The sequence below is a fragment of the Brevibacterium sp. NPDC049920 genome (assembly GCF_040656435.1).
In the GTDB taxonomy this organism is placed as follows: domain Bacteria; phylum Actinomycetota; class Actinomycetes; order Actinomycetales; family Brevibacteriaceae; genus Brevibacterium; species Brevibacterium pityocampae.
In genome coordinates this window covers 202211-227252 of sequence record NZ_JBFAMF010000002.1, presented here as the reverse complement: position 1 = coordinate 227252, position 25042 = coordinate 202211, and the positions used below count along the sequence as shown (strand labels likewise).

Below are 25042 nucleotides of genomic sequence, written 5' to 3'. Positions count from 1 at the left end.
AAGAAGGAACCATGTCGAACTACCGCCAGCCCACCCCGGAAGAGATCGAGAAGTTCAACCAGGAGATCCGCTACGCCGGTTACAGCGTGTTCTCCGTCGCCGGGGAGATCGGTGAGGAGGACCGCGCCGCGCTCGCCGAGGAGGTCAACTCCCGGCTCGCCGCGCTCAGCGACCAGGGCCTCGTGGTGCGCGGCGTCTACGACGTGTCCGCGTTCCGTCCCGATGCCGACGTCATGTTCTGGTGGCACGCCCCCACCACCGAGGCGATCCAGGCCGCCTACGCCGCCGTGCGCCACTCGGTCCTCGGCTCGATCCTCGAGCCCGTGTGGTCGGTCATCGGCATGCACCGCCCGGCTGAGTTCAACACGTCCCACCTGCCGGCGTTCCTCACCGACAGCACGCCCGGCGACTACATCTGCGTGTACCCGTTCGTGCGGTCCTACGAATGGTACGTGCTGCCGGCAGAGGAGCGCTCGCAGATGCTGCGCGAGCACGGCATGGCGGCTGCGGACTACAAGGACATCAAGGCGAACACGATCTCCGCGTTCGCGCTCGGCGACTACGAGTGGTTGCTGTCCTTCGAGGCCTCGCGGGTCGACCGGATCGTCGACCTCATGCGCGAGCTGCGCGCCACCCAGGCGCGCCTCCACGTGCGTGAGGAGCTCCCGTTCTTCACCGGCCCGCGCCGCGAGCTCGCCGACATCATCGCCGCCTGGCGCTGAACCGTCGCCTGGTGCCGAGGCGCGCGCCACCGGGCGGTCGAACCGCCGCCGGACGTCGAACCGGCACCGCGCGGCTCCGGGGGGCACCCCGGAGCCGCGCGGCGTCGGATCGGTGCTGCAGCGACTGCTCCCGTCAGTTCTCCGGAGCCTCGCAGTCGGGGCTCGAAGGGTCGTCGAGGCAGTCCTCGTCGACGAGGAACCGGTGGTAGCGGTACACCTCGAGCTCGAGCGGGTCGCTCGGCACCGCTGCCTGGCCCGGGATCGTCAGCCAGGGGCCGCCGGCCACGGAGTACATTCCCGCGTAGTACGTGGTCAGGGTGACCGAGACGGTGCCGGGCGCCGAGTACGTGTGGTGGATCTGCGCGTTCTGGACGGACCGCGGGCGGCTGCCCGGGGAGGTCGTGCGGTCCGTGGTGCCGTCGCCAAAGTCCCAGACATAGGCCACGGGCGTGGCCCGCACCTGCACCGGGATGTCGAAGAGGACGAGGTCGATATAGCGGACCGCGGAGTCTGCCCAGAACGCCGTCCGCCGATTCGTCACCGCCCAGGCATCGGGCCAGGAGTGGAGCGTCGAGGGCGGGATCTCGAAGGACTGGAAGTCCTCCTCCGTGACCACCGGGGTCGGTGCGGCCTCCCCGCCGCCACCCCCGGCGCCGCCGCCCCCGCCCCCGGGATCGAGCTCCGCACAGACCTCGACGGTCTCACCCGCGGACGGGAGGTTCACCCGCTCGCAGCCGCCGGGCGGACCGGCCGGACCGCCTCCGCCGCCACCGCCGGAACCGCCCGATCCACCTCCGCGCCCACCGCGGTCGGAGCCGCCGCCGCCCGGGTTCGATCCACCGCGATCCGAGCCTCCACCGCCTGGGCGATCGGGGCCCGGTTGTGTCACACGACAATCATTGTTCTTTGCGGATCGAATCTTGCAGTTTGGGTTGAATGCAACTGCGGGATCTGCAGCAGTGAAAGTTATCGCAAATAACGCGATCAAGATTCCGATTGTTATATGTCGCATTCTTCTGCCCAAAGGTATTGTTCTGAGACGAACCATTCCCCATCGTAATCAGCGACTATCACTTCAAAGGTATTGAGTTCGGGGTTGCCTGTTTCAGTTGACATGGGTGATTGGTCGGTATACGAGTACCGATCTACCGGAACGCATGCGTGGAAATTGACCAGCGGGATAGCGGTTGAGTCTGACTTATCTAAATCGACTTCGAAAACTTGGACCTGGTCGAATCCGAATTCGCCGACCATTTGCACTTTGTCGTCTCGCAGGCCTTTTGCTTCTTCTTTTAAGCTAAGTAAGATGCTATCTTTAGCTACTTCGTCAAACTTCTCTGCGCCTGCGCCCCCTGCGGTGAATACCTCGGTAGAAACTTCTGCGTAGCGATTGAGAACTTTCAGTGCTTCCTCAACCGCCTTCTTCTCCTCTTCGCTGAGCTGCAGATCGGTGGTGTATTCCGGGCCGGCACCTTCGGTCTCCGTGGGCGTCGCCGCTGTCGGTGTGGCGAGCGTGTGCTCCTCGGGTTCGGAGGTGCAGCCGGAGAGGACGAGCGCCGCGACTCCCGCGAGGGCGCCGATCCGTGCGGCCGGGCGCACGGAGTGCGGCAGGCGGGAGGAACTCGAGGCCGGGCGGCCGTCGCGCGCTCGGGAACGGTGGGGCGGGGGAGAGAACACGAGGGGCATCGGGTGTCCTTGGGGGAGGAGTGCTGCGGGTGCTGTCTACGGTAATGCAGCCCACCCCGGAGCGCACGGAATTGTTCGAACCTGTGGATAAGTGCTCGGAGCCGCACTGTTCCCGCGCACGGCTGTTCGGCTGCGCAGCTCCCCGGCCGCTCTGGTCTCGGACTGCTCGATCGCCCGGGCCGTGTTCACTGCCGACCGATGAACTCCTCGCGCGTCCCGGCGGTCGCCTCCCCGTCACCGGCCCCATCCGCCTGCGCACGGCGCCGCGCGAACCGGCCGGGCCGGAACAGCTCGAGACCCGGATCCGGGGTGCCGGTGACCTCGGCGGCGGCGACCTCCCCGAGGTGCGGGGCCAGGGTCATTCCGCTGTGCGTGACGAGGGCGTAGACGCGCTGCTGCTCGTCGAGGAAGCCGGCGATGGTGAGCTCGTCGTCGGGCAGGCTGCGCCCGCTCAGCGTCACCGATTCGAGCCGCGCGCGGTCTCCGAAGAACTCCGCGAGCACCGCGTCCATCTCCGCGCGCACCTCGGCGAGCTGCTCTGCGGTGGACTCCTCGGCGGCCCGGTGCTCGACCGAGGGCACCTGCACGAGCAGCCGCCCGTCGTGCTGCGGGCGCACATTCATCCGGTCGGACACGATGACCCGGTGCAGCTCGATGTCGAGTGGGAGAGTGCCGACCGGTTCGGTGATGCCGAGGAAGCTGTGCGTCCGTGCGCTGCGTTCCCGCAGGTCCGCCACGGACACCAGCGCGCCGGACCGTGCGGCGATCTCCCTTGATGCGGCCCCGGCGGCGAGCACCGCACGATCGACCGAGAGCACCTCGCCCCCGGCCAGGTGGAGGTCGACGCCGTCGCCTGCGGCCTGCCAGGACTCGACGGTGATGATGCGCGGTGCGATCCCGCGGTCCGCCAGTGCGGAGAGCAGCGCGTCCCTGAAGAGCTCGGCATCCGCGTAGCCCTCTGCTTCGAAGAGCAGACCGCCGTCCGCGCTGTCCGGCCAGTCGACCGCCGGCTCGAGCGCTTCGAGCTCCGCCCGGTCGACCTGCCGGCACGGGTAGCCGTAGGCCCGCGCCTCGGTGCTGCGCTCCTCATAGGTGCGGATCCGGTCCGGCCCCGTGTCGACGAGGATCCCGCCGCTCGGATGGAACCAGCGGCCGTGCACGGCCAGCCGCTCCTGCAAACGGTGGTGGGCCGCGATACCCGCGGCATTGAGGTCGTAGTAGGCGCGCGGCTCCTTGTGATTCGCATTGATCCACGCGAACGACCGCCCGCTGGCCCCTGCGAAGGGGTGCGCCGCCTCGAGGAGCACGACGTCCTCCCCGCGCTCGGCGAGGTGGAGGGCGGTGCACAGACCGAGCACCCCGGCGCCGATGACTGCGATGTGCACGGGACTCTCCTCCGGGTCGGTCGTCGGAACGGTGCGGGCCGGGATGCGGGACTCGGGAGCGGCCCCGCCGGGGAACGGCTCAGCCGCGGGCCGGGCGGGCCGCCCGGCGCATCGGGATGTGGACGATCCCGTCCTCGAGAAAGTCCTCCCCGCTGCGCTCGAAGCCGAACCCCGCGTAGAAGCGCTCGAGGTAGGACTGGGCGTTGAGGGTGAGCAGGCTACCTGCGAAGTCCTCGACGAGCCGGCCGACGACCGCACGCCCGGCGCCGGTGGAGCGCGCCGCGGGATCGGTGACGACCCGGCCGATGCTCCGGCCGTCCGGGTGCCCGGCCGGTCCGTCGACGAGACCGTGGGGGAGCAGCCGGGCGTAGGCGGCGGGCATGACGGACAGGCCGGTCTGCTCGCCGTGGGAGTCGCGGAACGGGGTGGGTGCACCGGCATGCGGGATGAATGCGTGGAGCGTGTCCGGGTAGAGGTCGACCCCGTCGAGGTCGAGGAACACGCAGTCCTGCTCGACGACGAACACCTCGCTGCGCAGCTGCAGGATCCCGTAGAGCTCCTCGCTCGTCAGCTCGGAGAAGTGCTTGACCACCGCGTCCGCCGGAGCGGCCCGCCGGACCGCGGATTCGGCGACCGGCTCAGGCATCGGTCGACTCCCGGGCGGCTCCGTCCCCGGCGTCGTTCCCCGCGGTGTCCGCACCGTCCTCGGCGAGGACGAGGCTGATCGAGTTGATGCAGTAGCGCTGATCGGTGGGGGTGTCGTAGCCCTCGCCCTCGAACACGTGCCCCAGGTGGGAGTCGCAGGCCGCGCAGCGCACCTCGATGCGCTGCATGCCGAGCGAGTCGTCGCGGATGTAGCGCACCCGGTCCTCGGCGAGCGGGGCGTAGAAGCTCGGCCAGCCGCAGTGGGAGCCGAACTTCGTCTCGCTGCGGAACAGCTCGGCGCCGCAGGCCCGGCACCGGTAGGAGCCGGCGGTCGTGGTGTCGGTGTACTCCCCGGTGAACGGGCGCTCGGTGCCGGCCTGCCGGAGCACCGCGTACTCCTCCGGGCTGAGGATCTCACGCCATTCGGCGTCGGTCCGCTGCACGGTGGGTGCTGCGTTCTGTTCGCTGCTCATGAGCCTTCTCCTCCGCTGTCGGTTCGCTGCGCCCCATGCTACTCCGGTGACCCGGACAGTAGACTGTCCGCATGACACCCCTGGTGATGAGGAGGTTCCCGTGACGTCGTCCCCTGATCCTGTCGCGCACCCCAAGCGGCGCGCCGTGCGCATCGCCGCCGCCGGCCTCGGCGTCGGGGCCGGGATCGGCCTGCTCGCCTCCGTCGCGACCTCCGGTCTCGCGGCCTATTTCGCCCGCCGGGTCGTGATCCCCGAGCAGGCGCCGGAGGAGCTCGAGATCCTCCACGTCGACGGCTTCGACGACGACATGCACGTCCACCTCGCCGCCGACGACGAGACGCTCGTCAACGGCCGGTACGGCCTGCACTTCGATTCGGGGGCCGGGCACGCGCAGATCGGCGACATCGTCGAGTACGACCCGGTGTCGCGCACCGTGTCGCGCGAGGTGCTCGCCGTGACCGCGGGAGACCTCCGCACCGCCCGCCGCGGCCGCTGGACGGGCGTGTTCTACCCCCACCCGGACGCCACCGGCCTGCCGTACGAGGACGTCACCCTCGAATCCGACGTCGGCGACCTGCCGGCCTGGTTCTTCCCGACCACCGCCGACACCCCGCTCGACACCTGGGCGATCCTCGTCCACGGTCGCGGCGGCTCCCGGGCCGAGGGCCTCAAGGCGGCCCCGGTGCTCAACGACCTGCGGATCCCCGCGCTCGCGATCTCCTACCGCAACGACCCCGAGGTGCCGGTCGGCTCGACGGCCCGCTACGGTCTCGGCGACACCGAGTGGATCGACGTCGACGTCGCGATCGACCACGCGCTCGCCCAGGGGGCGAAGAAGGTCGTAGTGTTCGGCTGGTCGATGGGTGCCGCGATCGCCTTCCAGGCCGCCTCCCGCGGCCGCAACCGGGAGCACATCGCCGCTCTCGTCCTCGACGGCCCGGTCGTCGACTGGTACGACGTGCTCGACCATCAGGCGCGCATCAACTTCCTGCCCACCCCGGTCGCCCGGCTCGCGCTCGACATGCTCACCCGCCCGTGGGCGCGGCGCATCACCGGCCTGGAGACCCCGCTCGACCTCAACCGGATGGACTGGGTGCGCCGGGCCGCCGAGCTCGACACGCGCGTCCTCCTCATCCATTCCGACGACGACGACTTCGTGCCCTCGGGTCCCTCGCACGCGCTCGCCAGCGTCCGGCGCGACCTCGTGACGATGCCGCACTACGAGAAGGCGCGCCACACCAAGGAGTGGAACGTCGACCCGGACCGGTGGAACGACGACGTCGCGAACTTCATCGAGATGCACGTCCTCGACCTCGCCGAGATCACCCGCTGAGACCGATCACCCGCTGATCGGAGCGGGCCGGCGCCCGGTGTCAGGCCGGTTCAGAGCAGTCCGAGCGCGCGGGTGGCCTCGCGCTCCTCGGCGAGCTCCCGGACCGAGGCGTCGATCCGCGCACGGGAGAACGCGTCGATCTCGAGTCCCTCGACGATCCGGTGCTCCCCGCCGTCCACCGTGCACGGGAACGAGCTGATGAGGCCCTCGGGCACGCCGTACTCGCCGTTCGAGGGCACCGCCATCGACACCCACTGCCCGCTGGTGCCGTGCACCCAGTCGCGCAGGTGCTCGATCGTCGCGTTCGCCGCCGAGGCCGCCGAGGACGATCCGCGGGCGGCGATGATCGCCGCCCCGCGCTGCGCGACCGTCGGGATGAAGTCCTCGCGCACCCACGCCTCGTCGTCGATGATGTCGAGGACGCGGCGGCCGTCCGCAGTGGCGCGGGTGGCATCCGGGTACTGGCTGGCGGAGTGGTTGCCCCAGATCGCCAGGTGCTCGATGGTGCTCACCGGCACCTGCGCGCGGGCCGCGAGCTGCGCGAGCGCCCGGTTGTGGTCGAGCCGGGTGAGCGCGGTGAACCGCGCGGCGGGGATGTCCGGGGCGTGCGTGGAGGCGATGAGGGCGTTCGTGTTCGCCGGGTTGCCGGTGACGACGACCCGGATGTCGGAGCCTGCGACCTCGCCCAGCGCCTTCCCCTGGGCGGAGAAGATCGCGCCGTTGGCCTCGAGGAGGTCCGCACGCTCCATGCCCTTCGCCCGCGGGCGGGCGCCGACGAGCAGCGCCGCGTCCGCACCGTCGAAGGCGGTACGCGGGTCGTCGGTGATGTCGACTGCGGCGAGCGTGTTGAAGGCGCAGTCGTCGAGCTCCATGACCACACCCTCGAGCGCCGGCAGCGCCGGCGGGATCTCGAGCAGGCGCAGCCGCACGGGCTCGTCACCGTACACCGCGCCGGCGGCGAGCCGGAACAGCAGCGCATAGCCGATCTGTCCGGCGGCTCCGGTGACTGCGATCGTCTTCGTCATGGGGATTCTCCTTCTGCGGCCGCAGCGGCCGCGGGTCCGGCCGGCAGGGCCAGGCGGTGGATGTACGTCGATGAATCGGTGAGCAGGCTGAGCGGGGTCGCGGGCACCGGCGCGGGCAGGCGCACCGTCCCGAGCAGACCGGGATGATCCTCGGTACCGCTGCCGGCGAGCAGCGGGGAGACGGTGAGGCACAGCTCGTCGACGAGCCCGGCCGACACCCAGCTGCCGAGCAGCGTCGGCCCGCCCTCGCACAGCACCCGGCGCACGCCCCGGACGGCGAGGTCGGCGAGCACCGCCTGCGGGGTGATGTCCCCGTGGACGACGACGTTTCCGGCGCCGCAGAACCCACGGAGCCCGGCGAGCGTCTCCGGGTCGTCCGTCGCGGTGTGCACCACGATCGGGGAGGTGCCCTGCTCGGCGAGTCGGGCGGTGTCGATGCTGCCCGTCCCGGACACGATGACGAGGAGCGGGACGGGCTCCTGGCCGCGGGCCGCCCGCTGCGCCCGGTAGGCGGTCTTCTCCGTGAGCCGGGTGTAGCGCTCGATGCGGGTGGTCTGCGCCCCGACGACGACGGCGTCGGCGAGCGAGCGGAGCACGGAGAACACCCGCATGTCCGCAGGGGTCGAGATCGTCGACGAGCGGCCGTCGGCACCGGCGATCGCCCCGTCCACGGTGGTCACCATGTTCGCCTGCACGCGCATCCCGGGGGTGTGCCCGGACAGCGGGCCGGAGTCGTAGAGCTCGACGAGCCGCGGTTCGGGCCCGGCGGGGTCGGCGCTCGATTCCGCGGTGGCCCGCCGCGGCGGCAGCACCTCGGGGGAGGGGAGGAGGACGCGGAGCTCAGCGGGCCCGGCCGCCGCCGCGGACGCGTCAGCGGGCGAGGTCATCGGCGGGTCCCATGATGATGTGCGGATGCGCGGCGGGGTCGAGGGTCCGCAGCAGGTGCACCATGTCCTCGGCGTCGACGGTGATGCAGCCCCGGGTGGGGGAGTCGTGGTCGACGTGGAGCCAGATCTTGCCGCCGGCGTCCCAGCCGAGCGGGCGGGTGTCGTCGTTCGGCGGGGTGCCCGGCTGCCGGTTGTAGTCGATGGCGATGACGCGGTCGAACACCGCCGCGTAGTCCTCGCCGTAGGCGGCCGCCGCACCGGTGCGCAGCGCCGGCTCGTGCGTGTAGGGCAGGAGCGAGCCCGGGTCCGGGAGGGATCCGCCGGCATCGCTGAGCGAGAACACCCCGATCGGCGAGGTGCGGTCGCCCTCGCGCCGGTCGCGCTTCCAGCCCGCGCCCCCGTTGTGGCCGGCGTACTCGCCGGTGCGCTCCCAGCCGTCGCCGGCGCGCTCGAACAGCACCGTCGTCGCGGTCGTGTCCGCGGGCCCCGGGGTCGAGGAGATGAGCACCTGGCGGGTGTCGGCCGGGACCTCGGCGAGCGTCTCCGGCCCGATGCCGGGCAGCGGGGGCAGCGAGGGACCGGCGGGCGCCTCGGCCCCGGCGGGTGTGCGCAGGGCGGGGGCGGGGAGGTCGCGCGGTGCGCTCTGGGCCGGTGCACGGAGACCCGATGCGGCGGCGGCCACGGCGTCGCCACCGGCAGGACGCGCACAGCCGGTGGCGAGCAGCGCCACGAGCAGGAGCGGTGCGGCGGACCGGACGGCGGGATGGACCATGCGTCCATCGTGCCATGGGCGCTCCCCGCCGGGCCCGACGACACGGCCCGGGTCCGGCCGACGCCACGGCCCAGGACCGGCCGGGGCCGCCTGACCGACGGCTGACCGCGCGCTCCGGGGCGGGTGTCTACACTGGATTCCCATGAGCATTCCTCCTCCGCCCGACCGTCGTCCGCCGCGCCGGCGGCCGACCCCCGGGACGCCGCCGGAAGACTCCCTGACCACGCAGCTGTTCGTGGGCCAGGCGAAGCCCGCCGCCCCGACGGACGACACCCAGGCACTCAGCGCCGAGGAGGTCGCGCAGCTCCGTGCCGCGGATGCCGCGCCGGAGGGCGAATCGACCCGCGTGCTCAGTCTCGAGGAGCTCCAGCAGATCGCGGCGGAGACCCATGACGACCGCCTCGACGGCCCGCGTGAACGGCCCGAGGCGCACGACGGCCCCAGGGCGACCGCCGCCCACTCCGCATGGGCCGAGCGCCAGGCCCCGCCGAGCCGCTGGCCCGGCCGCGATCCGGCCCCCGTCGCCGCCCCGACCGTGGGCGGTGCCCCGGTCCCGCCCCCGCCTCCCGTGCCCCCGATGGTCGGAGGCGGCGCGGGTGCGTCGCAGCCGCCGCACGGTGCCCAGCACTACGGTGCCGGGCGGCCGGCGCAGCGGAAGCGGGGCATGCCGGGAGCGGCGATCGCCGTCATCGTCATCGCCGTGCTGCTCGTCCTCGGCATCATCGGCTACATCCTGTTCGACATGTTCAGCGGGCAGGACCGGGGCGACGACGCCGCGATGCCCGCCCCGCCGCCGCCCGCTGGGGCACCGGAATCGCCCGGGGAGGAGGACTCGGAGGCACCGAGCACCCCGGCCTCCGAGGTCCGCTCCTTCGCTGCCCCCTCGGGCAACATCAGCTGCACGATCGACGCCGAGCGCGCCCGCTGCACGATCGCGAGCTTCGACTACGAGCCGCCGGAGAAGCCGGCCGACTGCGAGATCGACAACTGGGGCGGGATCGTCGTCGCCAACGACGACGGCGCCGGGTTCTCCTGCGCCCCGGCCCCGGAGGCCCCGGAGGCCGAGCCGCTCGACTACGGCGAGTCGATCGAGGCGCACGGGATGACGTGCACCTCCGCCCGCGACGGCATGTCGTGCACCTCGGACGCCACCGGCAAGGGCTTCACCGTCGCCCGCGCCGGCGCGGACTTCGTCAACTGAGACCACGGCATCGTCGTCCCACATGGTGGGCGCGCCGGGTGACCTCGACGGCGGTTGCGCATACAGTGAGGAGCATGAATAGGCAGGCGCTCCTTCTTCTTCTTCAGTGCCGCGGCGAGGCCTGACTCAGGCCGCATCCTCGCTGCGGAGTCGATGCTGTCGGTCGAAACCCGTCGAGATCAAGGACCCTGAAGTGACCCACCTGCAGAAGCCCAGCCCCATGCCGTTCGCCAAGTACAAGTCGTTCTTCGACCGCATCCGGATCGACATGCGCGACCGGACCTGGCCCGACCAACGCATCACCCGCGCTCCCCGCTGGCTCAGCACCGACCTGCGCGACGGCAACCAGGCGCTCATCGACCCGATGACCCCGGGTCGCAAGCGCCGCATGTTCGATCTCCTCGTCAAGCTCGGCTTCAAGGAGATCGAGGTCGGCTTCCCGGCGGCCAGCCAGCCCGACTTCGACTTCGTCCGGCAGATCATCGAAGAGGACGCGATCCCCGACGACGTGCGGATCTCCGTCCTCACCCAGGCCCGCGAGGACCTCATCGAGCGCACCGTGGAGAGTCTCGTCGGCGCGAAGATGCCGACCGTCCACCTCTACAACGCGACCGCACCGGTGTTCCGCAAGGTCGTGTTCGGCTTCGACGGCGACGGCTTCGACGAGACCCGCGACATCGCGATGCGCGGCACCCAGGCCGTGATGAAGCACGCCGAGAGCCTGCTCGGCGACGCCGACTTCGGCTACGAGTACTCCCCGGAGATCTTCGTCGACACCGAACCGGAGTTCGCGCTCGACGTCGTCGGCAACGTCCTCGACATGTGGCAGCCGGCCGCCGGCCGGGAGACCGTCGTCAACCTGCCGGCCACGGTGGAGCGCGGCACCCCGAACACCTATGCCGACCAGATCGAGTGGTTCTGCCGCCACATGCCCTACCGCGAGGACGTCGCCGTCTCCCTCCACCCGCACAACGACCGCGGCACCGGCGTGGCCGCCGCGGAGCTGGGCATCATGGCCGGCGCGGACCGCATCGAGGGCTGCCTGTTCGGCAACGGCGAGCGGACCGGCAACCTCGACCTCGTCACCGTCGCCCTCAACCTGTACTCGCAGGGCATCGACCCGGAGCTCGACTTCTCCGACATCGACGAGGTCATCCGCACCGTCACCCACTGCAACCAGATCGGCGTGCACGAGCGCCATCCCTACGGCGGCGACCTCGTCTTCACCTCCTTCTCCGGCTCCCACCAGGACGCGATCAACAAGGCGTTCGTCGACCGGGAGAAGCGGGCGCAGGCCGCCGGCGTACCCATCGAGCAGATGGAATGGGACATGCCCTACCTGCCGGTCGACCCCAAGGACCTGGGCCGCTCCTACGAGGCGGTCATCCGCGTGAACTCGCAGTCCGGCAAGGGCGGAGTGTCCTACCTGCTCAAGACCGAGCACGGACTCGACCTGCCGCGCCGCCTCCAGGTCGAGTTCTCGCAGGTCGTGCAGGGCCGCTCGGAGTCCGGCGGCGAGGTCTCCGCACCGGAGATCTGGCGGATCTTCAACGACGAGTACCTGCCGTCGGACGGCGACGCCGAGGCCTGGGGCCGGTTCAAGATCATGGGCCTGCGCACCGCGTCGGCGAACATCGCCGACGAGCCGACGACGAAGAACTCCGAGACCATCGAGGTCGACCTCCTCGTCGACGGCCAGGAGCGCACCTACGAGAGCCGCGGCAACGGCCCGATCAACGCCCTCGTCAACCTCCTCACCGAGCAGTTCGACCTCGACATCCGGCTGCAGGACTACACCGAGCACGCAGTGGGCACCGGTGCGGACACCGTCGCGGCGTCCTACGTCGAGCTCGCCGTCGGCGACCGGGTGCTGTGGGGTGCGGGTCTCCACCCGAACATCACCAAGTCCTCGCTCAAGGCCGTGATCAGCGCCGTCAACCGCGCCGTGCGCCAGGGCTGAGCCGCCGGCCCGAGCTCCCGCCCCGCCGTCAGGTGGTCGCAGATCCACGATTCCCCCGCCGGGATCATGGTTCTGCGACCACCTGCGGTGCTTCCGGCGGTGCGTCCCCGGCGTGTGCGTCAGCCGCCTCCCAGGCCGGGCGACGATAATGGAGGGATGAAGCAGTACCGGGACGAGGGGATCGTGGTCGGCGGCCACAAGCTCGGCGAGGCCGACCGCATCGTCCTCATCCTCACCCGCAACCACGGGCTCGTCCGGGCGGTGGCCAAGGGGATCCGACGCACGAAGTCCCGGTTCGGCTCCCGGCTCGAGCCGTTCATGCTCGTCGACGTCCAGTGTCACGTGGGACGCAGCCTCGACGTCGTCACCCAGGTCGAGCTCATCGAGCCCTTCGCCCGCGCGATCGGCGCCGACTACAGCACGTACTCCGCGGCGAACGTCATGGCCGAGACCTGCACCCGGCTCACCGAGGCCGAACCCCGCTCCCGCGCCCAGTACCTCCTCCTCGTGTCCGCGATCCGCTCCCTGTGCAGGGGCGAGCACCCACCCAGGCTCGCACTCGATGCCTACCTGCTGCGCGCGATGGCCGTCGCCGGCTGGGCGCCGAGCCTGTGGAACTGCGCCCAGTGCGGCGAACCCGGCCCGCACCGGGCGTTCTCCCCGGCGCTCGGCGGGGCCGTGTGCTCGGCCTGCCGCCAGCACGGCACCGCGCTGCCGACCACGGAGACCGTCCTCCACCTCGCCGCCCTGCTGTCCGGGGACTGGGCCCGGGCCGAGGCGACCGCACCCCACCATGCCGCCGAGGCCTCCCGCCTCGTCACGCTGTACGTCCAGTGGCACCTCGAGCGCCACGTCAAGTCCTTCACGGTCCTGGAGAACGCATGAGCCCCCGTCGCCCCGATCCCGCTCCGACCGCCGGCGGGCACCCCGCAGTGCCGCCGCCGCACCCGTCCGGAGCGCGCCCGCCGGAGATCCCGCGGAAGTTCGTGCCCAGGCACGTCGCGGTCGTCATGGACGGCAACGGGCGCTGGGCGAACGACCGGGGCCTGCCGCGCACCGAGGGGCACAAGGCCGGGGAGTTCGCGCTCCTCGAGGTCATCCACGGGGCGATCGAGGCCGGCGTCGACCACCTCTCCGCCTACGCCTTCTCCACCGAGAACTGGAAGCGCTCCCCGGAGGAGGTCCGGTTCCTCATGGGCTTCAACCGCGATGTCATCCGCCGCCGCCGCGACGAGCTCCACGCCCTCGGGGTGCGGATCGTGTGGGCCGGCCGGCGCGGTAGGCTGTGGCGCTCGGTCATCGCCGAGCTCGAGGCGGCCGAGGAGATGACGCGGCACAACACCGGGCTCGTCCTCCAGTTCTGCGTGAACTACGGGGGGCGCGCGGAGATCCTCGATGCGGTCAACGCGATCACCGAAGCGGTCGCCGCCGGCCGGCTGACCCCGGGGAAGGTGACGGAGAAGGCGCTCGCCTCCCGCTTCTACGCTCCCGGGGTGCCCGATGTCGACCTGTTCCTCCGGTCCTCGGGTGAGCAGCGCACCTCGAACTTCCTCCTCTGGCAGTCGGCCTACGCCGAGCTCGTGTTCCAGGACGTGCTGTGGCCCGACGTCGACCGCCGCACCCTGTGGGCCGCGATCGAGGAGTACGCGCGCCGCGACCGGCGCTTCGGCGGAGCGGTCGACACCGCAGCCGGGCGCTGAGGCGGTCCGGCCCGGCACCGCACCGCGGAACGGAGCCCTCGCCGTGCCCGAGGTGGGCGCGGCTCACTCGTCGAGGGTGAGCTCGACATCCCCGACGGGGACCGCCGAGCACGTGATGACCTCGTCGTCGTCGAAGGCCGCCGCCGGCTCCACCGGATAGGCGACCTGGCCGGACACGAGGCGCAGCGCGCAGGTGCCGCACGAGCCGCCCCGGCACGAGCTCGCCACGTCGAACCCGCGGGCCTCGAGCGCATCGAGGAGGAATCCCGCGGCCGGGGTCCAGGCCGCCTCGGGACCCTCCGAGCCGTCGGCCGCCACCGTGCGCACCCGCGCCGGCTCCCACGCGGTGAGGTCGACCGTGCCGCCGGCGTCGATCGGTGCGGGGGAGGAGAAGATCTCGCGGTGGACCCGCGCGGCCCGGATCCCGGCGCGACGCGCGGCAGCGGCGGCCGCGGCGAGGAAGCCGGGCGGGCCGCAGAGCACGACATCGACCGCAGCACCGGCAGGGTCCGCTGTCCCCGGGACGGCCGGCTCCCCGGGACCCGTGCGCACTGCGTCCGCACACGCATCCTGGTCCCGGCCGAGCATCTCGGTGAGCACTGCGCTGAGCGCATCAGCATCCGGCCGGCCGCGCTCCTGCGTCGACCAGCGCCGCACGCACGCCGCGGGGAGTGCGCCGGCGGTGTCGACGAGTGCGTGGAAGAAGCCGCTCGGGGCCCGCCCGCGTTCGACGTGGAGGACATCGACCGACCGATCGCCCAGGCCGGGCAGCAGCCCGAGCGCCGGGGTGATGCCGATCCCGGCGGTGAGCACGAGGGTGCGCGGGGCACGCAGGGTGCCAGCGGTGACCCGGCCGAACGGGCCGGAGACGAGCACCTGCGCCCCCGGCGGCAGTGCGGTGAGGGTGCGGGAGCCGACGCCGTCGACCCCGACGCCGAGCTCGAACATGCTCCCGGTGGCAGCGGTGACGGTGTACGTGCGCCACAGCGGCCCCGCCTCGGTGAGGAGGTGGACGCGCGCATGCATGCCGGGTCGGTGGAGGGCGGCGAACCAGCCGAGCTCGTCGCGCAGGCGGACCCGGACGCGCCCCGGGTCGATCTCCGCGGAGTCGAGGACCGTGGCCGGGCGCGGGGTGGTGAGCGGGGACTTCACCCGCGGGTCGATAGCCGCGGGCGCTCCGGCGTCGTGGTGGTGCTCCTCGGTGCCGGGCCCGAGCTCAGCGCACGATCCGCCCTCGACGAGGAGCGCATCGCCCACCCCCACCGTGCCGGGTTCGAGCACGATCCCGTAGACGCCCAGATGGAGATGCCCGAACACCCCGGCGAGCAGCCGGGGCACGTTGACGTCGTCCTCCGCGGTCCGGGGATTCACCCGGGTGGCGGGGCAGCGTTCGATCGAGGCGCGGATGAGCAGACGCGTCGAGCCCACGCGCACCACCCGCCCGATGAGTCCGAACTCCTCCCACGGAGCCAGGCCGCTGAGGTGGACGTTGCCGCGGAAGCGGAGCGGATCGAGGTCGACGCCCGCGGCCTCCCCGAGCATCTCGACCGTTGCCGGGTTGATGAGCGACACGCCCGAGGCGCGGGAGTCGAACATCCCCTGGCCTGCGACGACGAGGCGGCGCGGGTGCTCGCCCTGGGGGCGCAGGCGCGCGGCGAGGAACGTCGAGGCGGCCGCGAGGGAGTCGGCGTCATCGGTGCGGAACCCGGTGCGCTCACCGTCCGGGGCGCGTAGCGTGATCGCCCGGGCCGGGGCGCCGGGGGAGCCGCCGACCATCCCGGGGTCGCCGCCCGATGCGGACCCGGCGGGCGCCTCGGCGGCGGTCGAGCTCACCTGCCAGGCCTCGAGGCTCATGTCGGTCTTGAGGACGGCGAAGCCGCGGTAGGGACTCCACGAGTCCGCCGGCACGGGCAGGCGCCCGCTGCTGAAGGCCGCCGCCCGGTCGCCGTCGAAGCCCGTGCCGGCGCGCACTGTGCCGGAGTCGAGCGGCTCGGCCGGGAAGCCTTTGACCGGGTAGCGGAAGAGCGCGGAGACGCGAACGGACATGCCGCCCATCCTATGACGGGCGGCATGTCCGGTACCGGGCGGCGCGGCGGTCGGCCGGGACAGCCCGGCGGGTGTGCTCAGCCGCGACGAGGCGGTGTGCGGGTGGGGCTCAGCGGCCCTTGCCCCCACGGTAGAAGCCCTTCTTGCCGTCGCGCTCCTGGCGGAACTTGCGGCCCTCGCCCGGACCCTTGTCGAAGTTCTTCTTGGGGAACGAGCGGCCCGGGCGGCCGGTGTCCGGGCGCAGATCGATCCGCTTGCCCTGGACACGGGTGCCGGACAGGCGGTCGAACACCGACTGCGGCAGGTCGTCGGGCAGGTCGACGAGCGAGTGGTTCGAGCGGATGTCGATGTGGCCGATCTGACCCGAGGTCAGGCCGCCCTCGTTCGCGAGCGCCCCGACGATGCCGCCGGGCTGGACGCGCTCGTTGCGGCCCACGGCCAGCCGGTAGGTGCGCATGCCCTCACGCGACCGCGGACCGCGCGGCCCGCGCTCGCCGCGCTCGCCCCGGTCCTCGCGCTGCTTGCGCTTGGGCTCGGGGAGCGGCTGCGCGGTGAGCGACTCGCCGTCGAGGAGCAGCACCGCGAGTGCGGCGGCGATCTCCTTGGCGGGCACGTCGTGGACCTGCTCGTACTGGTCGATGACAGGGCGCACCTCGGACAGGTCGAGCCCGGAGAGCGCCTCGGTGATGCGGTTCTGGAAGCGCTCGATGCGGGTCGAGGTCAGCTGCTCGACGGTCGGCAGGGTGAGCTGCTCGACGCGCTGGCGGGTGGCCTTCTCGATCTGGCGCAGCAGGTGGTTCTCGCGCGGGGTGACGAACAGGATCGCCTCGCCGGAGCGGCCGGCACGGCCGGTCCGGCCGATCCGGTGGACGTAGGACTCGGTGTCGTGCGGGATGTCGTAGTTGACGACGAGCGAGATCCGCTCGACGTCGAGGCCGCGGGCGGCGACATCGGTGGCGACGAGGATGTCGATCGCGCCGCTGCGGAGCTGCTCGACCGTCCGCTCGCGCGCCTGCTGCGGGATGTCGCCGTTGATCGCCGCGGCGGACAGCCCGCGGGCGCGCAGCTTGTCGGCGAGCTCCTCGGTGGCCTGCTTGGTGCGGACGAACATGATGATGCCGTCGTACTCCTCGACCTCGAGGATGCGGGTGAGCGCGTCGAGCTTGTGGGAGTGCATGACGGTGAGGAACCGCTGGCGGATGTTCGCGCCCGTCGTGGTCTTCGACTTGACCCGCACCTCGGCCGGGTCGTTGAGGTACTGGCCGGTGATCCGGTGGATCGACTTCGGCATGGTCGCGGAGAACAGCGCCACCTGGCGGGCGGTGCCGGCCTGCGCGAAGATCTCCTCGATGTCCTCCTGGAAGCCCATCTTGAGCATCTCGTCGGCCTCGTCGAGCACGAGGTGGCGGAGGTCGCCGAGCTTGAGGGAGCCGCGCTTGAGATGGTCGATGACGCGCCCGGGGGTGCCGACGACCACCTGCGCGCCGCGGCGCAGGCCGCCGAGCTGCGGGCCGTAGGACTGGCCGCCGTAGATCGGCAGCACGGAGAAGTCCGGGAGGTGGGCGGCGAAGCTCGTGAACGCCTCGGCCACCTGGAGCGCGAGCTCGCGGGTGGGGGTGAGGACGAGGGCGAACGGGCCCTCGGAGGCGCGGCCGGCGTGCGCGAGGTGGCTGAGCACGGGCAGGGCGAACGCGGCGGTCTTGCCGGTGCCGGTCTGCGCCAGGCCGATGACGTCGCGGCCGGAGGTCAGCAGCGGGATCGTCTGCGCCTGGATCTGGGACGGGGTCTCGTAGCCGAGGTCCTTGACCGCGGCGAGCACGGCGGGATCGAGGTCGAAGGCGTCGAACGGCGGCAGCTCGTCGGCGGGCGCTGCCGGAGCGGCGGCGGACCCGGCCTCGGCCGGTGCGGCCTGGGCGGGAGCGGTGCTCTCGGGGGTCTTCTCGGTGGAGACGGGGGCAGGGGTGGTCATATCCTCAGCGGACATCAAAGGCTCTCTTCGCGGATCGGCACACACTTGATCGCAGTGGACGGGTTTGGCGATCGACCCATGCGCAGCCGCACTGCAACGGTGGTGAGCAGATCGGCCGGTGCCGTCGAATCGAGGACGCGTGACGCGCAACGAACGCAATGTGCCGGGCGGCACGCGGTGCGTCGAGCAGTGCTCGCTGCCCGGGGCAGTCGAACTCCTGGCACCATGACGGCGGTGAAAGGTTTGGGTGTCCGGCCAGTCTACATGCCGCGGTGCCCGAGCCGGGCGGTTCGGCGCCGAGGGTGAGGGAAGACACAGCCGCGCCCGGGGCGGCTGCGCGGCCGCGCACCGGGACGCGGGTCCGAACCGGGCGCGCATTCGATACGCTGGATCCGCATGCGGACGACAGCCAGCCGTTCGCCCCCGAACCGAGGAGACATCTGTGGCATCGACATTGGATTCCGTCATCACCCTGGCCAAGCGGCGCGGCTTCGTGTTCCAGGCGGGTGAGATCTACGGCGGATCCCGTTCGGCCTGGGACTACGGGCCGCTGGGCGTCGAGCTCAAGGAGAACATCAAGGCCCTGTGGTGGCAGAACTTCGTGCGCGGCCGCGAGGACATGGTCGGGCTCGACTCCTCGATCATCCTGCCGCGCGCGGTGTGGGAGGCCTCCGGGCACGTCGAGACCTTCGTCGACCCGCTCGTCGAATCCCTCCACACCCACAAGCGCTACCGCGCCGACCACCTCATCGAGGCCTACGTCGCCAAGCACGGGCGCGAGCCGGAGAACGGGCTCGCCGACATCCGCGATCCGGAGACCGGGCAGGAGGGCGCGTGGACCGAGCCCCAGCAGTTCTCCGGCCTCATGAAGACCTACCTCGGCGCCGTCGACAACGAGGAGGGCCTCCACTACCTCCGCCCGGAGACCGCGCAGGGCATCTTCGTCAACTTCGCCAACGTCGTCACCGCCAACCGGAAGAAGCCCCCGTTCGGCATCGGCCAGATCGGCAAGGCGTTCCGCAACGAGATCACCCCCGGCAACTTCATCTTCCGCACCCGCGAGTTCGAGCAGATGGAGATCGAGTACTTCACCCACCCCGACGACGCGGAGAAGTACTACCACGAGTGGGTCGAGGCCTGCTGGGACTGGTTCGTCGACCTCGGCATCGACCCGGACAACATGCGCCGCTTCGACGTGCCCGACGGCGAGCGCGCCCACTACTCGGCGGCGACCGTCGACATCGAGTACAAGTTCGGGTTCCAGGGCAGCACCTGGGGCGAGCTCATGGGCATCGCCAACCGCACCGATTTCGACCTCGGCAATCACACCGAGCACTCCGGACACAAGATGCAGTACTTCGACCAGGCGGCGAACACCCGCTACACGCCCTACGTCATCGAGCCGTCCTTCGGACTCACCCGCTCGATGATGGCGTTCCTCGTCGATGCCTACACCGAGGACGAGGCACCCAACACCAAGGGCGGCGTCGACAAGCGGATCGTGCTCAAGCTCGACCCGCGGCTCGCCCCGGTCAAGGCCGCGGTGCTGCCGCTGAGCCGCAACGAGAAGCTCTCGCCCAAGGCCAAGGAGCTCGCCGCGGACCTGCGGAAGCGCTGGAACGTCGACTTCGACGACGCCGGGGCGATCGGCCGCCGCTACCGCCGCCAGGACGAGATCGGCACCCCGTTCTGCATCACCGTCGACTTCGACACGCTCGACGACGACGCGGTGACCATCCGGCGTCGCGACGACATGTCGCAGGAGCGGATCCCGCTCGACGAGGTCGTCGCGTACCTCGCGACCGACCTCGCCGGCTGACCCGCCGCGCATGCACCTCATCGCCGGGAGCCGGGCTCCGCGGGCGTCGAGGCGCGCCTGGACCGTCATGCTGGGACTCCTCGTCCCGCTGGCGGTCCTCGCCGTCTCCGGGCTCGTGCTCCTGTGGCCGGCCGCGGGCGAGGACGGCGGCTGGGATCCGACGGCGCTCGGGGAGGGGACGACGTACGTGTCCGGGACGGTGACGATGGTCGACCTCCGGGCGTGTCCGGATGCGGAGTCCTCCGGGTGCGCGGCGATCGCGGTCGAGGTCGACGGCGCCGAGGGCTCGCTGTTCGTCCCGCCCGAGGCGATGCGCGCCGGCCTCGCGCCGGGAGACCGGGTCAAGGCGATCGGGATGGACGCCGAGGCGGCCTCCGATCCCGCCGCCGAGGCGATCACCGGCGGGCCAGGCGAGGCCCCGCCCGGCGGGGCGGCCCCGGACCCGGGGGATCCGGGAGCGGCGGACTACGTGTTCGTCGACTTCGACCGGAACGTGTCCCTCACCGTGCTCGCCGCCGTCTACGCGCTGCTCGTCGTCCTCGTCGCGGGGCTGCGCGGGCTGCGTGCGCTCCTCGGGCTCGTGTTCGCCTTCGGCGTCATGCTCGTGTTCATGCTGCCGGCGCTGCTCGCCGGCTCCCCGGCGGTGCTCGTCGGGGTCGTGGCGGCGGCGGTGATCATGCTCGTCGTGCTCTACCTCGCGCACGGGTTCTCCGCCCGCACCACCACAGCCCTGCTCGGCACCCTCGCCGGCATCGCCGTGACCGGGGTGCTCGGCGCGCTGTGGACGCGCTGGGCCAAGCTCGCCGGGATCTACTCCGAGGAGACCTACCTGCTGTCGTGGTCGGCGGAGCTGTCGACCGGGGACCTCGTGGTGTGCGGCATCCTCATCGCCGGCCTCGGCGTCCTCAACGATGTGACGATCACCCAGGCGGCGGCGGTGTGGGAGCTCGCCCTCGCCCGCCCGCACGCCCGGGCCCGGGAGCTGTTCGCCTCGGCGATGCGGATCGGCCGGGACCACATCGCCTCGACCGTCTACACCATCGCCTTCGCGTTCGCCGGCGGCGGTCTCACCGTGCTGCTCCTCGTCGCATCGTCCTCCCGGTCCTTCCTCGAATCGCTCACCCTCGGTGGCCTCGCGATCGAGGTGGTGAGCCTGCTCGTGTGCTCGATCGGACTCGTGCTCGCGATCCCCGCGACCACCGCCATCGCCGCACTCGTCGTCCGCTCGGGTGAGGGCGTGCGCCCGCGGGAGCGGGACCGCGGGGCGGCCGATCCCGGCCGGAACGGCTAGAGCAGCGCAGCGAGGACGGCGAGCGGCACGGTCGCGGCGAGCACGCAGAGGACGGTGGCCCGCTGCACCCGGACGACGGCGCGCTCGAGCTCGGCCCGCTGCGCCGCCGGGTCGGTCCGGCATCCGTCTGCCGTGTCCTCCCCGCCGTCGGCCGGCGCCTCGTCCCCGGCGCCGACCTGCACCGCGAGCGCGACCCGGGGCGGGGTCGCGATGTTCGCGAACGCCGCGGCGGCGTTGCCGACCGCCACAAGTCCGAGCACCGAAGCGCCCGTCGACTCCGCCATCGAGGCCACCGTGCCTGCGAACATCGCGTTCGCCCCCGTGTTCGAACCGGCGACGATGCCGCCGAGCGCGAGCAGCAGCGGACCCGGCGCGTTGCCGAGCACCGCGAGCGCGGCCCCGATCGCCGCGCTCATCCCGGTCGCCGTCATGAGCCAGCCGAGCATCATGAACAGACCCGTCGCCACGCCCACCGGCACCCAGGCGCGCGCCGCCCGGGCCACCACCGCGGGCCCGTCGACGGGCCCCGGAGCGGCGGGCACCGCGACGAGGCACGCGGCGAGCAGCCACACCGGGGGAGACGCGAGGACGTCGAGCCAGACGGCGTCGAGGAGACCGGCGAGCGCCTCGGCGGCGAGCAGGCCGCAGGTGAGGACCAGGTAGGGCACCGCGGCGAGCACGGTGCGCCGGGTGCCGCGCAGCCGGGCACCGCGCAGGCGTGCGCTCAGCAGGAGCACCAGGATGACCGAGAGCGAACCGAGCACACCGGCCGGGGGCGTGCCGACGAGGATGTTCGCACCGAGCACACCCGCCCACAGGACCGCGCCGGCGGCGAATACGGGGACGGCCGCCCGGGGATCCCGGCGCGCCCCGCACAGTACCGCCACGGCGACCACCGCGACCGCGACCGGAAGCGCGTTGACCCACGCGGTGGCGACGCCGAGCTCGTCGAGCCCGAGTCCCGTGAGCGAGGCGGCCACCGCGGTGCCGGGCCCGAGCGCGCCCCAGGGGACCGCGGTGAGCCCGAGCAGCCCGAGCAGCGCGGCCGGTGCCGGACGGTGGCCCAGGCGCCGCAGGATCGGGATGCCGACGGTGATCCCGATCCCGAACCCGGTGACGGACTCCGCGAAGGGCACCACCCCGAACACGACGAGCGCGGTGCCGGCCGGGACGGAGGTCGAGGCGTCCTGCAGCCAGCGGGAGAGCAGCGCCATCGCGCCGGTCGCCTCGAGGAGCCGGGCGAGGATCATCCCGAAGAGGAGGATGAGCAGCACCTCGGCGAGGAGCGGCGCGTAGTCCGCACCGCTCGCGGCCAGCACTCCGGCCGGGGTGCGGAAGGCGAGGAGGGCGGCAGCTGCCGCGGTGACGAGGGCGGCTGCGGCCGCCCAGGTCGCGGGCCTGCCGAGCACGAGCACGAGGACGGCGACGAGGATCGGCGTCGCAGCGAGCAGTGCGATCATGGTCCTCCTCGTGTGCACGGCGGTGCGGGCGATCCCGCATCCCGGTGCCAGGCTACGCCGCGGCGTGACAGACTGGGACGGACGAGATCCACCGCGTGTCGCGCGGCCCCGCGGGACACGGCGATCGCCGACGAAGGAGCACGCCATGGCCCACGGAACCGAGCGCACCATCGCCCAGAGCACCGCTGCAGAGCGCACCCGGGAACTCCGCACCCGGGCCGATCTGCTCGGCCTCGAGTCGCTGTTCAGCGCCGAGGAGCTCGCATTCCGCGACGAGGTGCGCGGCTTCGTCGACGAGGCGATCCGCCCGCATGTCGCCGACTGGTTCGAGCACGCGGAGTTCCCCCGCGAGCTCGTGCGCGAGATGGGGGAGCGCGGCTACCTCGGCATCCACCTCGACTCGCCGGGCTGCCCGGGACGCAGCGCCGTCGAGTACGGGCTCGCCTCCCTCGAGTTCGAGTCCGCCGACGCCGGCATCCGCACCTTCGTGTCCGTGCAGGGCTCGCTCGCGATGGGCGCGATCCACCACTGGGGGTCCGAGGAGCAGAAGGCCGAGCACCTGCCGGCGATGGCGCGCGGCGAGGTCATCGGCTGCTTCGGGCTCACGGAGCCGAACGCCGGCTCCGATCCCTCCTCGATGGAGACCGTGGCCCGCCGCGACGGCGGCGACTGGGTCATCAGCGGGCGCAAGCGGTGGATCGGGCTCGCCTCGATCGCGCAGCTCGCGGTGATCTGGGCCCGGACCGAGGACGGGGTGCGCGGCTTCGTCGTCCCCACCGACACCCCCGGCTTCACGGCGACGGTGATCGAGCCGAAGTTCGCGATGCGCGCCTCGATCCAGTGCGAGATCGAGCTCGCCGAGGTGCGGGTGCCCGACTCCGCCCGGCTGCCGGGCGCGGAGGGCCTGTCCGGTCCGTTCACCTGCCTCAACGACGCCCGCTACGGGATCATGTGGGGTGTGCTCGGCGCGGCCCGCGACTCGTACGAGACCGCGTGCTCCTACGCCCTGGACCGCGAGCAGTTCGGTGCGCCGATCGCGTCCTTCCAGCTCACCCAGCGCAAGCTCGTCGACATGGCGCTCGACATCCAGCGCGGGCTGCTGGTCGCCGAGCGCACCGGGCGCCTCAAGGACGCAGGAGAGCTCGACCCGGTGCAGATCTCCGTGGGCAAGCTGGCGAACACCCGGGACGCGATCGCGATCTGCCGTGAGGCGCGCACGATCCTCGGCGGCAACGGGGTGTCGGCGGAGTACTCGCCGCAGCGCCACGCGAACAACCTCGAGGCCGTCCGCACCTACGAGGGCACCGACGAGGTCCACACGCTCATCCTCGGCGCCCACCTCACCGGGATCCCCGCCTTCAACCCGCCGCGGGAGGGGTGAGTCCGGGCTCGCACCGGCGTGCGCGTCCCCGGTGCCGGGAGCTGTGGACACCGCACCCCGGTTTGACTCGTGGTGGGACAATGGTGCGGTGACTGCTGCATCCCTCCTCCACGCCCCTGCGCCCACCGCGAAGGAAGCCGCCCGGCCCGCCCTGCGGATCGGGCCGATCGAGCTGTCCTCGCCCGTCGTGCTCGCGCCGATGGCCGGGATCACGAACACCGCCTTCCGGCGGCTGTGCCGCGAGTACGGGGCCGGTCTCTACGTCACCGAGATGGTCACCAGCCGCGCTCTCGTCGAGCGCAGCCCCAAGAGCATGCGGATCATCCACCACGAGCCCTACGAGACCCCGCGCTCCGTGCAGCTCTACGGCGTCGACCCGGTGACGATCGGGCAGGCGGTGCGGATGCTCGTCGAGGAGGACCGCGCCGACCACATCGACCTCAACTTCGGCTGCCCGGTCCCCAAGGTCACCCGCAAGGGCGGGGGCTCCGCGCTGCCGTGGAAGACCGACCTGTTCACCGCGATCGTCACCACCGCGGTGCGCGAGGCCTCCCGCGGGGGCATCCCGCTGACCATCAAGATGCGCAAAGGCATCGACGCCGACCACCTCACCTACCTCGAGGCCGGCCGGATCGCCCGCGACGCCGGGGTCGCCGCGATCACCCTGCACGGCCGCACCACCGCGGACCTCTACTCCGGGCAGGCGGACTGGGACGCGATCGCCCGCCTCAAGGACCACCTCGGCGACACCGTCCCGGTGCTCGGCAACGGCGACATCTTCGCCGCCGAGGACGCCCTGGAGATGATGCGCACCACCGGCTGCGACGGGGTCGTGATCGGCCGCGGCTGCCAGGGTCGCCCGTGGCTGTTCGGGGACCTCGCGCACGCCTTCGCCGGCAGCGAGGAGCGGATCCGCCCGGATCTCGGCGCGGTGGCTGATGCCGTCCACACCCACGGGGTGTACCTCGCGGAGTACTACGGCGACGAGTTCTACGGCGTCCGCGACCTCCGCAAGCACATCGCCTGGTACTTCAAGGGCTATCCGGTCGGCGGCGAGGCGCGCCGCGCGCTCGCCATGGTGTCCTCGCTCGCCGAGCTCCGCGAGCACCTCGACGGGCTCGACCGCAGCGCGCCCTACCCCGGCCGCGACGCCGAGGGCTCCCGCGGGCGCACCACCCGGCCCAAGCGGCCCCACCTGCCCGAGGGCTGGCTCGACTCCCGCGTCATGGAGGAATCCCGGCGCGCCGACCTCGCGCTCGCCGAGCTCGACGTCTCGGGGGGCTGAGG

General features: G+C 72.1%; 21 protein-coding genes. 10 read left to right on the top strand and 11 right to left on the bottom strand.

Annotation, left to right across the window (positions count from 1 at the left end; translation table 11 throughout):
* Nucleotides 1-11: 11 nt before the first annotated feature.
* Complete coding sequence (gene hemQ, locus AB0I45_RS02855; RefSeq protein WP_295687335.1) at nt 12-722, top strand: hydrogen peroxide-dependent heme synthase; 711 nt, start codon at nt 12-14, stop codon at nt 720-722.
* A 133-nt stretch (nt 723-855) separates the two neighbouring features.
* Here hemQ and AB0I45_RS02850 read toward each other — a convergent pair whose 3' ends face one another.
* The 5 genes from AB0I45_RS02850 to msrB all read right to left on the bottom strand — a co-directional run bounded on the left by AB0I45_RS02850 (nt 856) and on the right by msrB (nt 4911).
* Nucleotides 856-1446, bottom strand: a complete 591-nt coding sequence (locus tag AB0I45_RS02850) for a PKD domain-containing protein (RefSeq protein WP_137319911.1) — start codon at nt 1444-1446, stop codon at nt 856-858.
* 275 nt (nt 1447-1721) lie between these two features.
* A complete protein-coding gene (locus AB0I45_RS02845) occupies nt 1722-2408 on the bottom strand; it encodes a hypothetical protein (RefSeq protein ID WP_137319910.1) in 687 nt (228 codons plus the stop codon).
* Between the two features lie 185 nt (nt 2409-2593).
* A complete protein-coding gene (locus AB0I45_RS02840; RefSeq protein ID WP_295690531.1) occupies nt 2594-3793 on the bottom strand; it encodes an FAD-binding oxidoreductase in 1200 nt (399 codons plus the stop codon).
* Nucleotides 3794-3872: 79 nt separating this feature from the next.
* Nucleotides 3873-4439: a GNAT family N-acetyltransferase gene (locus AB0I45_RS02835; protein ID WP_137319908.1), complete on the bottom strand. Its 567-nt coding sequence runs from the start codon at nt 4437-4439 to the stop codon at nt 3873-3875.
* Nucleotides 4432-4911, bottom strand: coding sequence for a peptide-methionine (R)-S-oxide reductase MsrB (msrB, locus tag AB0I45_RS02830; protein WP_137319907.1), 480 nt, complete (start codon nt 4909-4911; stop codon nt 4432-4434). The genes AB0I45_RS02835 and msrB overlap by 8 nt, the downstream gene beginning before the upstream one ends.
* Before the next feature lie 100 nt (nt 4912-5011).
* On the opposite strand from msrB, the gene AB0I45_RS02825 reads away from it, so the two are divergent.
* Nucleotides 5012-6244, top strand: a complete 1233-nt coding sequence (locus tag AB0I45_RS02825; protein WP_360316594.1) for an alpha/beta fold hydrolase — start codon at nt 5012-5014, stop codon at nt 6242-6244.
* Between the two features lie 50 nt (nt 6245-6294).
* Here AB0I45_RS02825 and AB0I45_RS02820 read toward each other — a convergent pair whose 3' ends face one another.
* Genes AB0I45_RS02820 through AB0I45_RS02810 form a run of 3 tightly spaced genes read right to left on the bottom strand, consistent with a single transcriptional unit; the run spans nt 6295 to nt 8928 of the window.
* A complete protein-coding gene (locus AB0I45_RS02820) occupies nt 6295-7269 on the bottom strand; it encodes a malate dehydrogenase (protein WP_137319905.1) in 975 nt (324 codons plus the stop codon).
* A complete protein-coding gene (locus tag AB0I45_RS02815) occupies nt 7266-8156 on the bottom strand; it encodes a dihydrofolate reductase family protein (protein WP_295690538.1) in 891 nt (296 codons plus the stop codon). Before AB0I45_RS02815 ends, AB0I45_RS02820 begins: the two co-directional genes overlap by 4 nt.
* Nucleotides 8140-8928, bottom strand: a complete 789-nt coding sequence (locus tag AB0I45_RS02810) for a hypothetical protein (RefSeq protein ID WP_295690540.1) — start codon at nt 8926-8928, stop codon at nt 8140-8142. The genes AB0I45_RS02815 and AB0I45_RS02810 overlap by 17 nt, the downstream gene beginning before the upstream one ends.
* A 142-nt stretch (nt 8929-9070) precedes the next feature.
* Here AB0I45_RS02810 and AB0I45_RS02805 point away from each other — a divergent pair, with 142 nt between their 5' ends.
* The 4 genes from AB0I45_RS02805 (at nt 9071) to AB0I45_RS02790 (ending at nt 13789) form a co-directional block, all read left to right on the top strand.
* Nucleotides 9071-10129 (top strand): DUF6636 domain-containing protein, encoded by a 1059-nt coding sequence (locus AB0I45_RS02805; protein WP_360316588.1) that lies wholly within the window; start codon nt 9071-9073, stop codon nt 10127-10129.
* Between the two features lie 193 nt (nt 10130-10322).
* Nucleotides 10323-12089, top strand: a complete 1767-nt coding sequence (gene leuA / locus AB0I45_RS02800; protein WP_295687693.1) for a 2-isopropylmalate synthase — start codon at nt 10323-10325, stop codon at nt 12087-12089.
* A gap of 156 nt (nt 12090-12245) precedes the next feature.
* Entirely contained in the window at nt 12246-12974 is a 729-nt protein-coding gene (gene recO, locus AB0I45_RS02795; protein WP_137319901.1) for a DNA repair protein RecO, read from the top strand.
* The gene (locus tag AB0I45_RS02790; protein WP_247618740.1) at nt 12971-13789 is read left to right on the top strand and encodes an isoprenyl transferase; all 819 of its coding nucleotides are present in this window, start codon (nt 12971-12973) and stop codon (nt 13787-13789) included. The genes recO and AB0I45_RS02790 overlap by 4 nt, the downstream gene beginning before the upstream one ends.
* A 63-nt stretch (nt 13790-13852) precedes the next feature.
* Here the strand turns inward: AB0I45_RS02790 and AB0I45_RS02785 are convergent, their stop codons facing one another.
* Complete coding sequence (locus tag AB0I45_RS02785) at nt 13853-15835, bottom strand: 2Fe-2S iron-sulfur cluster-binding protein (protein WP_295687698.1); 1983 nt, start codon at nt 15833-15835, stop codon at nt 13853-13855.
* A gap of 109 nt (nt 15836-15944) precedes the next feature.
* Complete coding sequence (locus tag AB0I45_RS02780; protein ID WP_295687699.1) at nt 15945-17804, bottom strand: DEAD/DEAH box helicase; 1860 nt, start codon at nt 17802-17804, stop codon at nt 15945-15947.
* Between the two features lie 442 nt (nt 17805-18246).
* On the opposite strand from AB0I45_RS02780, the gene AB0I45_RS02775 reads away from it, so the two are divergent.
* A complete protein-coding gene (locus AB0I45_RS02775) occupies nt 18247-19623 on the top strand; it encodes a glycine--tRNA ligase (RefSeq protein WP_137319897.1) in 1377 nt (458 codons plus the stop codon).
* Between the two features lie 67 nt (nt 19624-19690).
* The gene (locus AB0I45_RS02770; RefSeq protein WP_247618743.1) at nt 19691-20914 is read left to right on the top strand and encodes a YibE/F family protein; all 1224 of its coding nucleotides are present in this window, start codon (nt 19691-19693) and stop codon (nt 20912-20914) included.
* Here AB0I45_RS02770 and AB0I45_RS02765 read toward each other — a convergent pair.
* Nucleotides 20911-22374 carry an L-lactate permease gene (locus AB0I45_RS02765; protein WP_295687704.1) on the bottom strand — a complete coding sequence of 488 codons (1464 nt, stop codon included), beginning with the start codon at nt 22372-22374 and terminating at the stop codon, nt 20911-20913. The genes AB0I45_RS02770 and AB0I45_RS02765 overlap by 4 nt on opposite strands.
* Nucleotides 22375-22519: 145 nt before the next feature.
* Between AB0I45_RS02765 and AB0I45_RS02760 the strand changes: the two genes are divergently transcribed.
* Both AB0I45_RS02760 and dusB read left to right on the top strand, forming a co-directional pair.
* Entirely contained in the window at nt 22520-23755 is a 1236-nt protein-coding gene (locus AB0I45_RS02760) for an acyl-CoA dehydrogenase family protein (RefSeq protein ID WP_265808781.1), read from the top strand.
* A 151-nt stretch (nt 23756-23906) separates the two neighbouring features.
* Nucleotides 23907-25040, top strand: coding sequence for a tRNA dihydrouridine synthase DusB (gene dusB / locus AB0I45_RS02755; protein ID WP_265808836.1), 1134 nt, complete (start codon nt 23907-23909; stop codon nt 25038-25040).
* Nucleotides 25041-25042 lie beyond the last annotated feature (2 nt).

Bases quoted from the DNA above. Each gene is read 5' to 3' on its own strand.
- hemQ (WP_295687335.1), top strand. From the start codon at position 12: ATGTCGAACTACCGCCAGCCCACCCCGGAAGAGATCGAGAAGTTCAAC.
- AB0I45_RS02845 (WP_137319910.1), bottom strand. From the start codon at position 2,408: ATGCCCCTCGTGTTCTCTCCCCCGCCCCACCGTTCCCGAGCGCGCGAC.
- AB0I45_RS02835 (WP_137319908.1), bottom strand. From the start codon at position 4,439: ATGCCTGAGCCGGTCGCCGAATCCGCGGTCCGGCGGGCCGCTCCGGCG.
- msrB (WP_137319907.1), bottom strand. From the start codon at position 4,911: ATGAGCAGCGAACAGAACGCAGCACCCACCGTGCAGCGGACCGACGCC.
- AB0I45_RS02820 (WP_137319905.1), bottom strand. From the start codon at position 7,269: ATGACGAAGACGATCGCAGTCACCGGAGCCGCCGGACAGATCGGCTAT.
- AB0I45_RS02815 (WP_295690538.1), bottom strand. From the start codon at position 8,156: ATGACCTCGCCCGCTGACGCGTCCGCGGCGGCGGCCGGGCCCGCTGAG.
- AB0I45_RS02810 (WP_295690540.1), bottom strand. From the start codon at position 8,928: ATGGTCCATCCCGCCGTCCGGTCCGCCGCACCGCTCCTGCTCGTGGCG.
- AB0I45_RS02805 (WP_360316588.1), top strand. From the start codon at position 9,071: ATGAGCATTCCTCCTCCGCCCGACCGTCGTCCGCCGCGCCGGCGGCCG.
- recO (WP_137319901.1), top strand. From the start codon at position 12,246: ATGAAGCAGTACCGGGACGAGGGGATCGTGGTCGGCGGCCACAAGCTC.
- AB0I45_RS02790 (WP_247618740.1), top strand. From the start codon at position 12,971: ATGAGCCCCCGTCGCCCCGATCCCGCTCCGACCGCCGGCGGGCACCCC.
- AB0I45_RS02785 (WP_295687698.1), bottom strand. From the start codon at position 15,835: ATGTCCGTTCGCGTCTCCGCGCTCTTCCGCTACCCGGTCAAAGGCTTC.
- AB0I45_RS02780 (WP_295687699.1), bottom strand. From the start codon at position 17,804: ATGACCACCCCTGCCCCCGTCTCCACCGAGAAGACCCCCGAGAGCACC.
- AB0I45_RS02770 (WP_247618743.1), top strand. From the start codon at position 19,691: ATGCTGGGACTCCTCGTCCCGCTGGCGGTCCTCGCCGTCTCCGGGCTC.
- AB0I45_RS02765 (WP_295687704.1), bottom strand. From the start codon at position 22,374: ATGATCGCACTGCTCGCTGCGACGCCGATCCTCGTCGCCGTCCTCGTG.
- AB0I45_RS02760 (WP_265808781.1), top strand. From the start codon at position 22,520: ATGGCCCACGGAACCGAGCGCACCATCGCCCAGAGCACCGCTGCAGAG.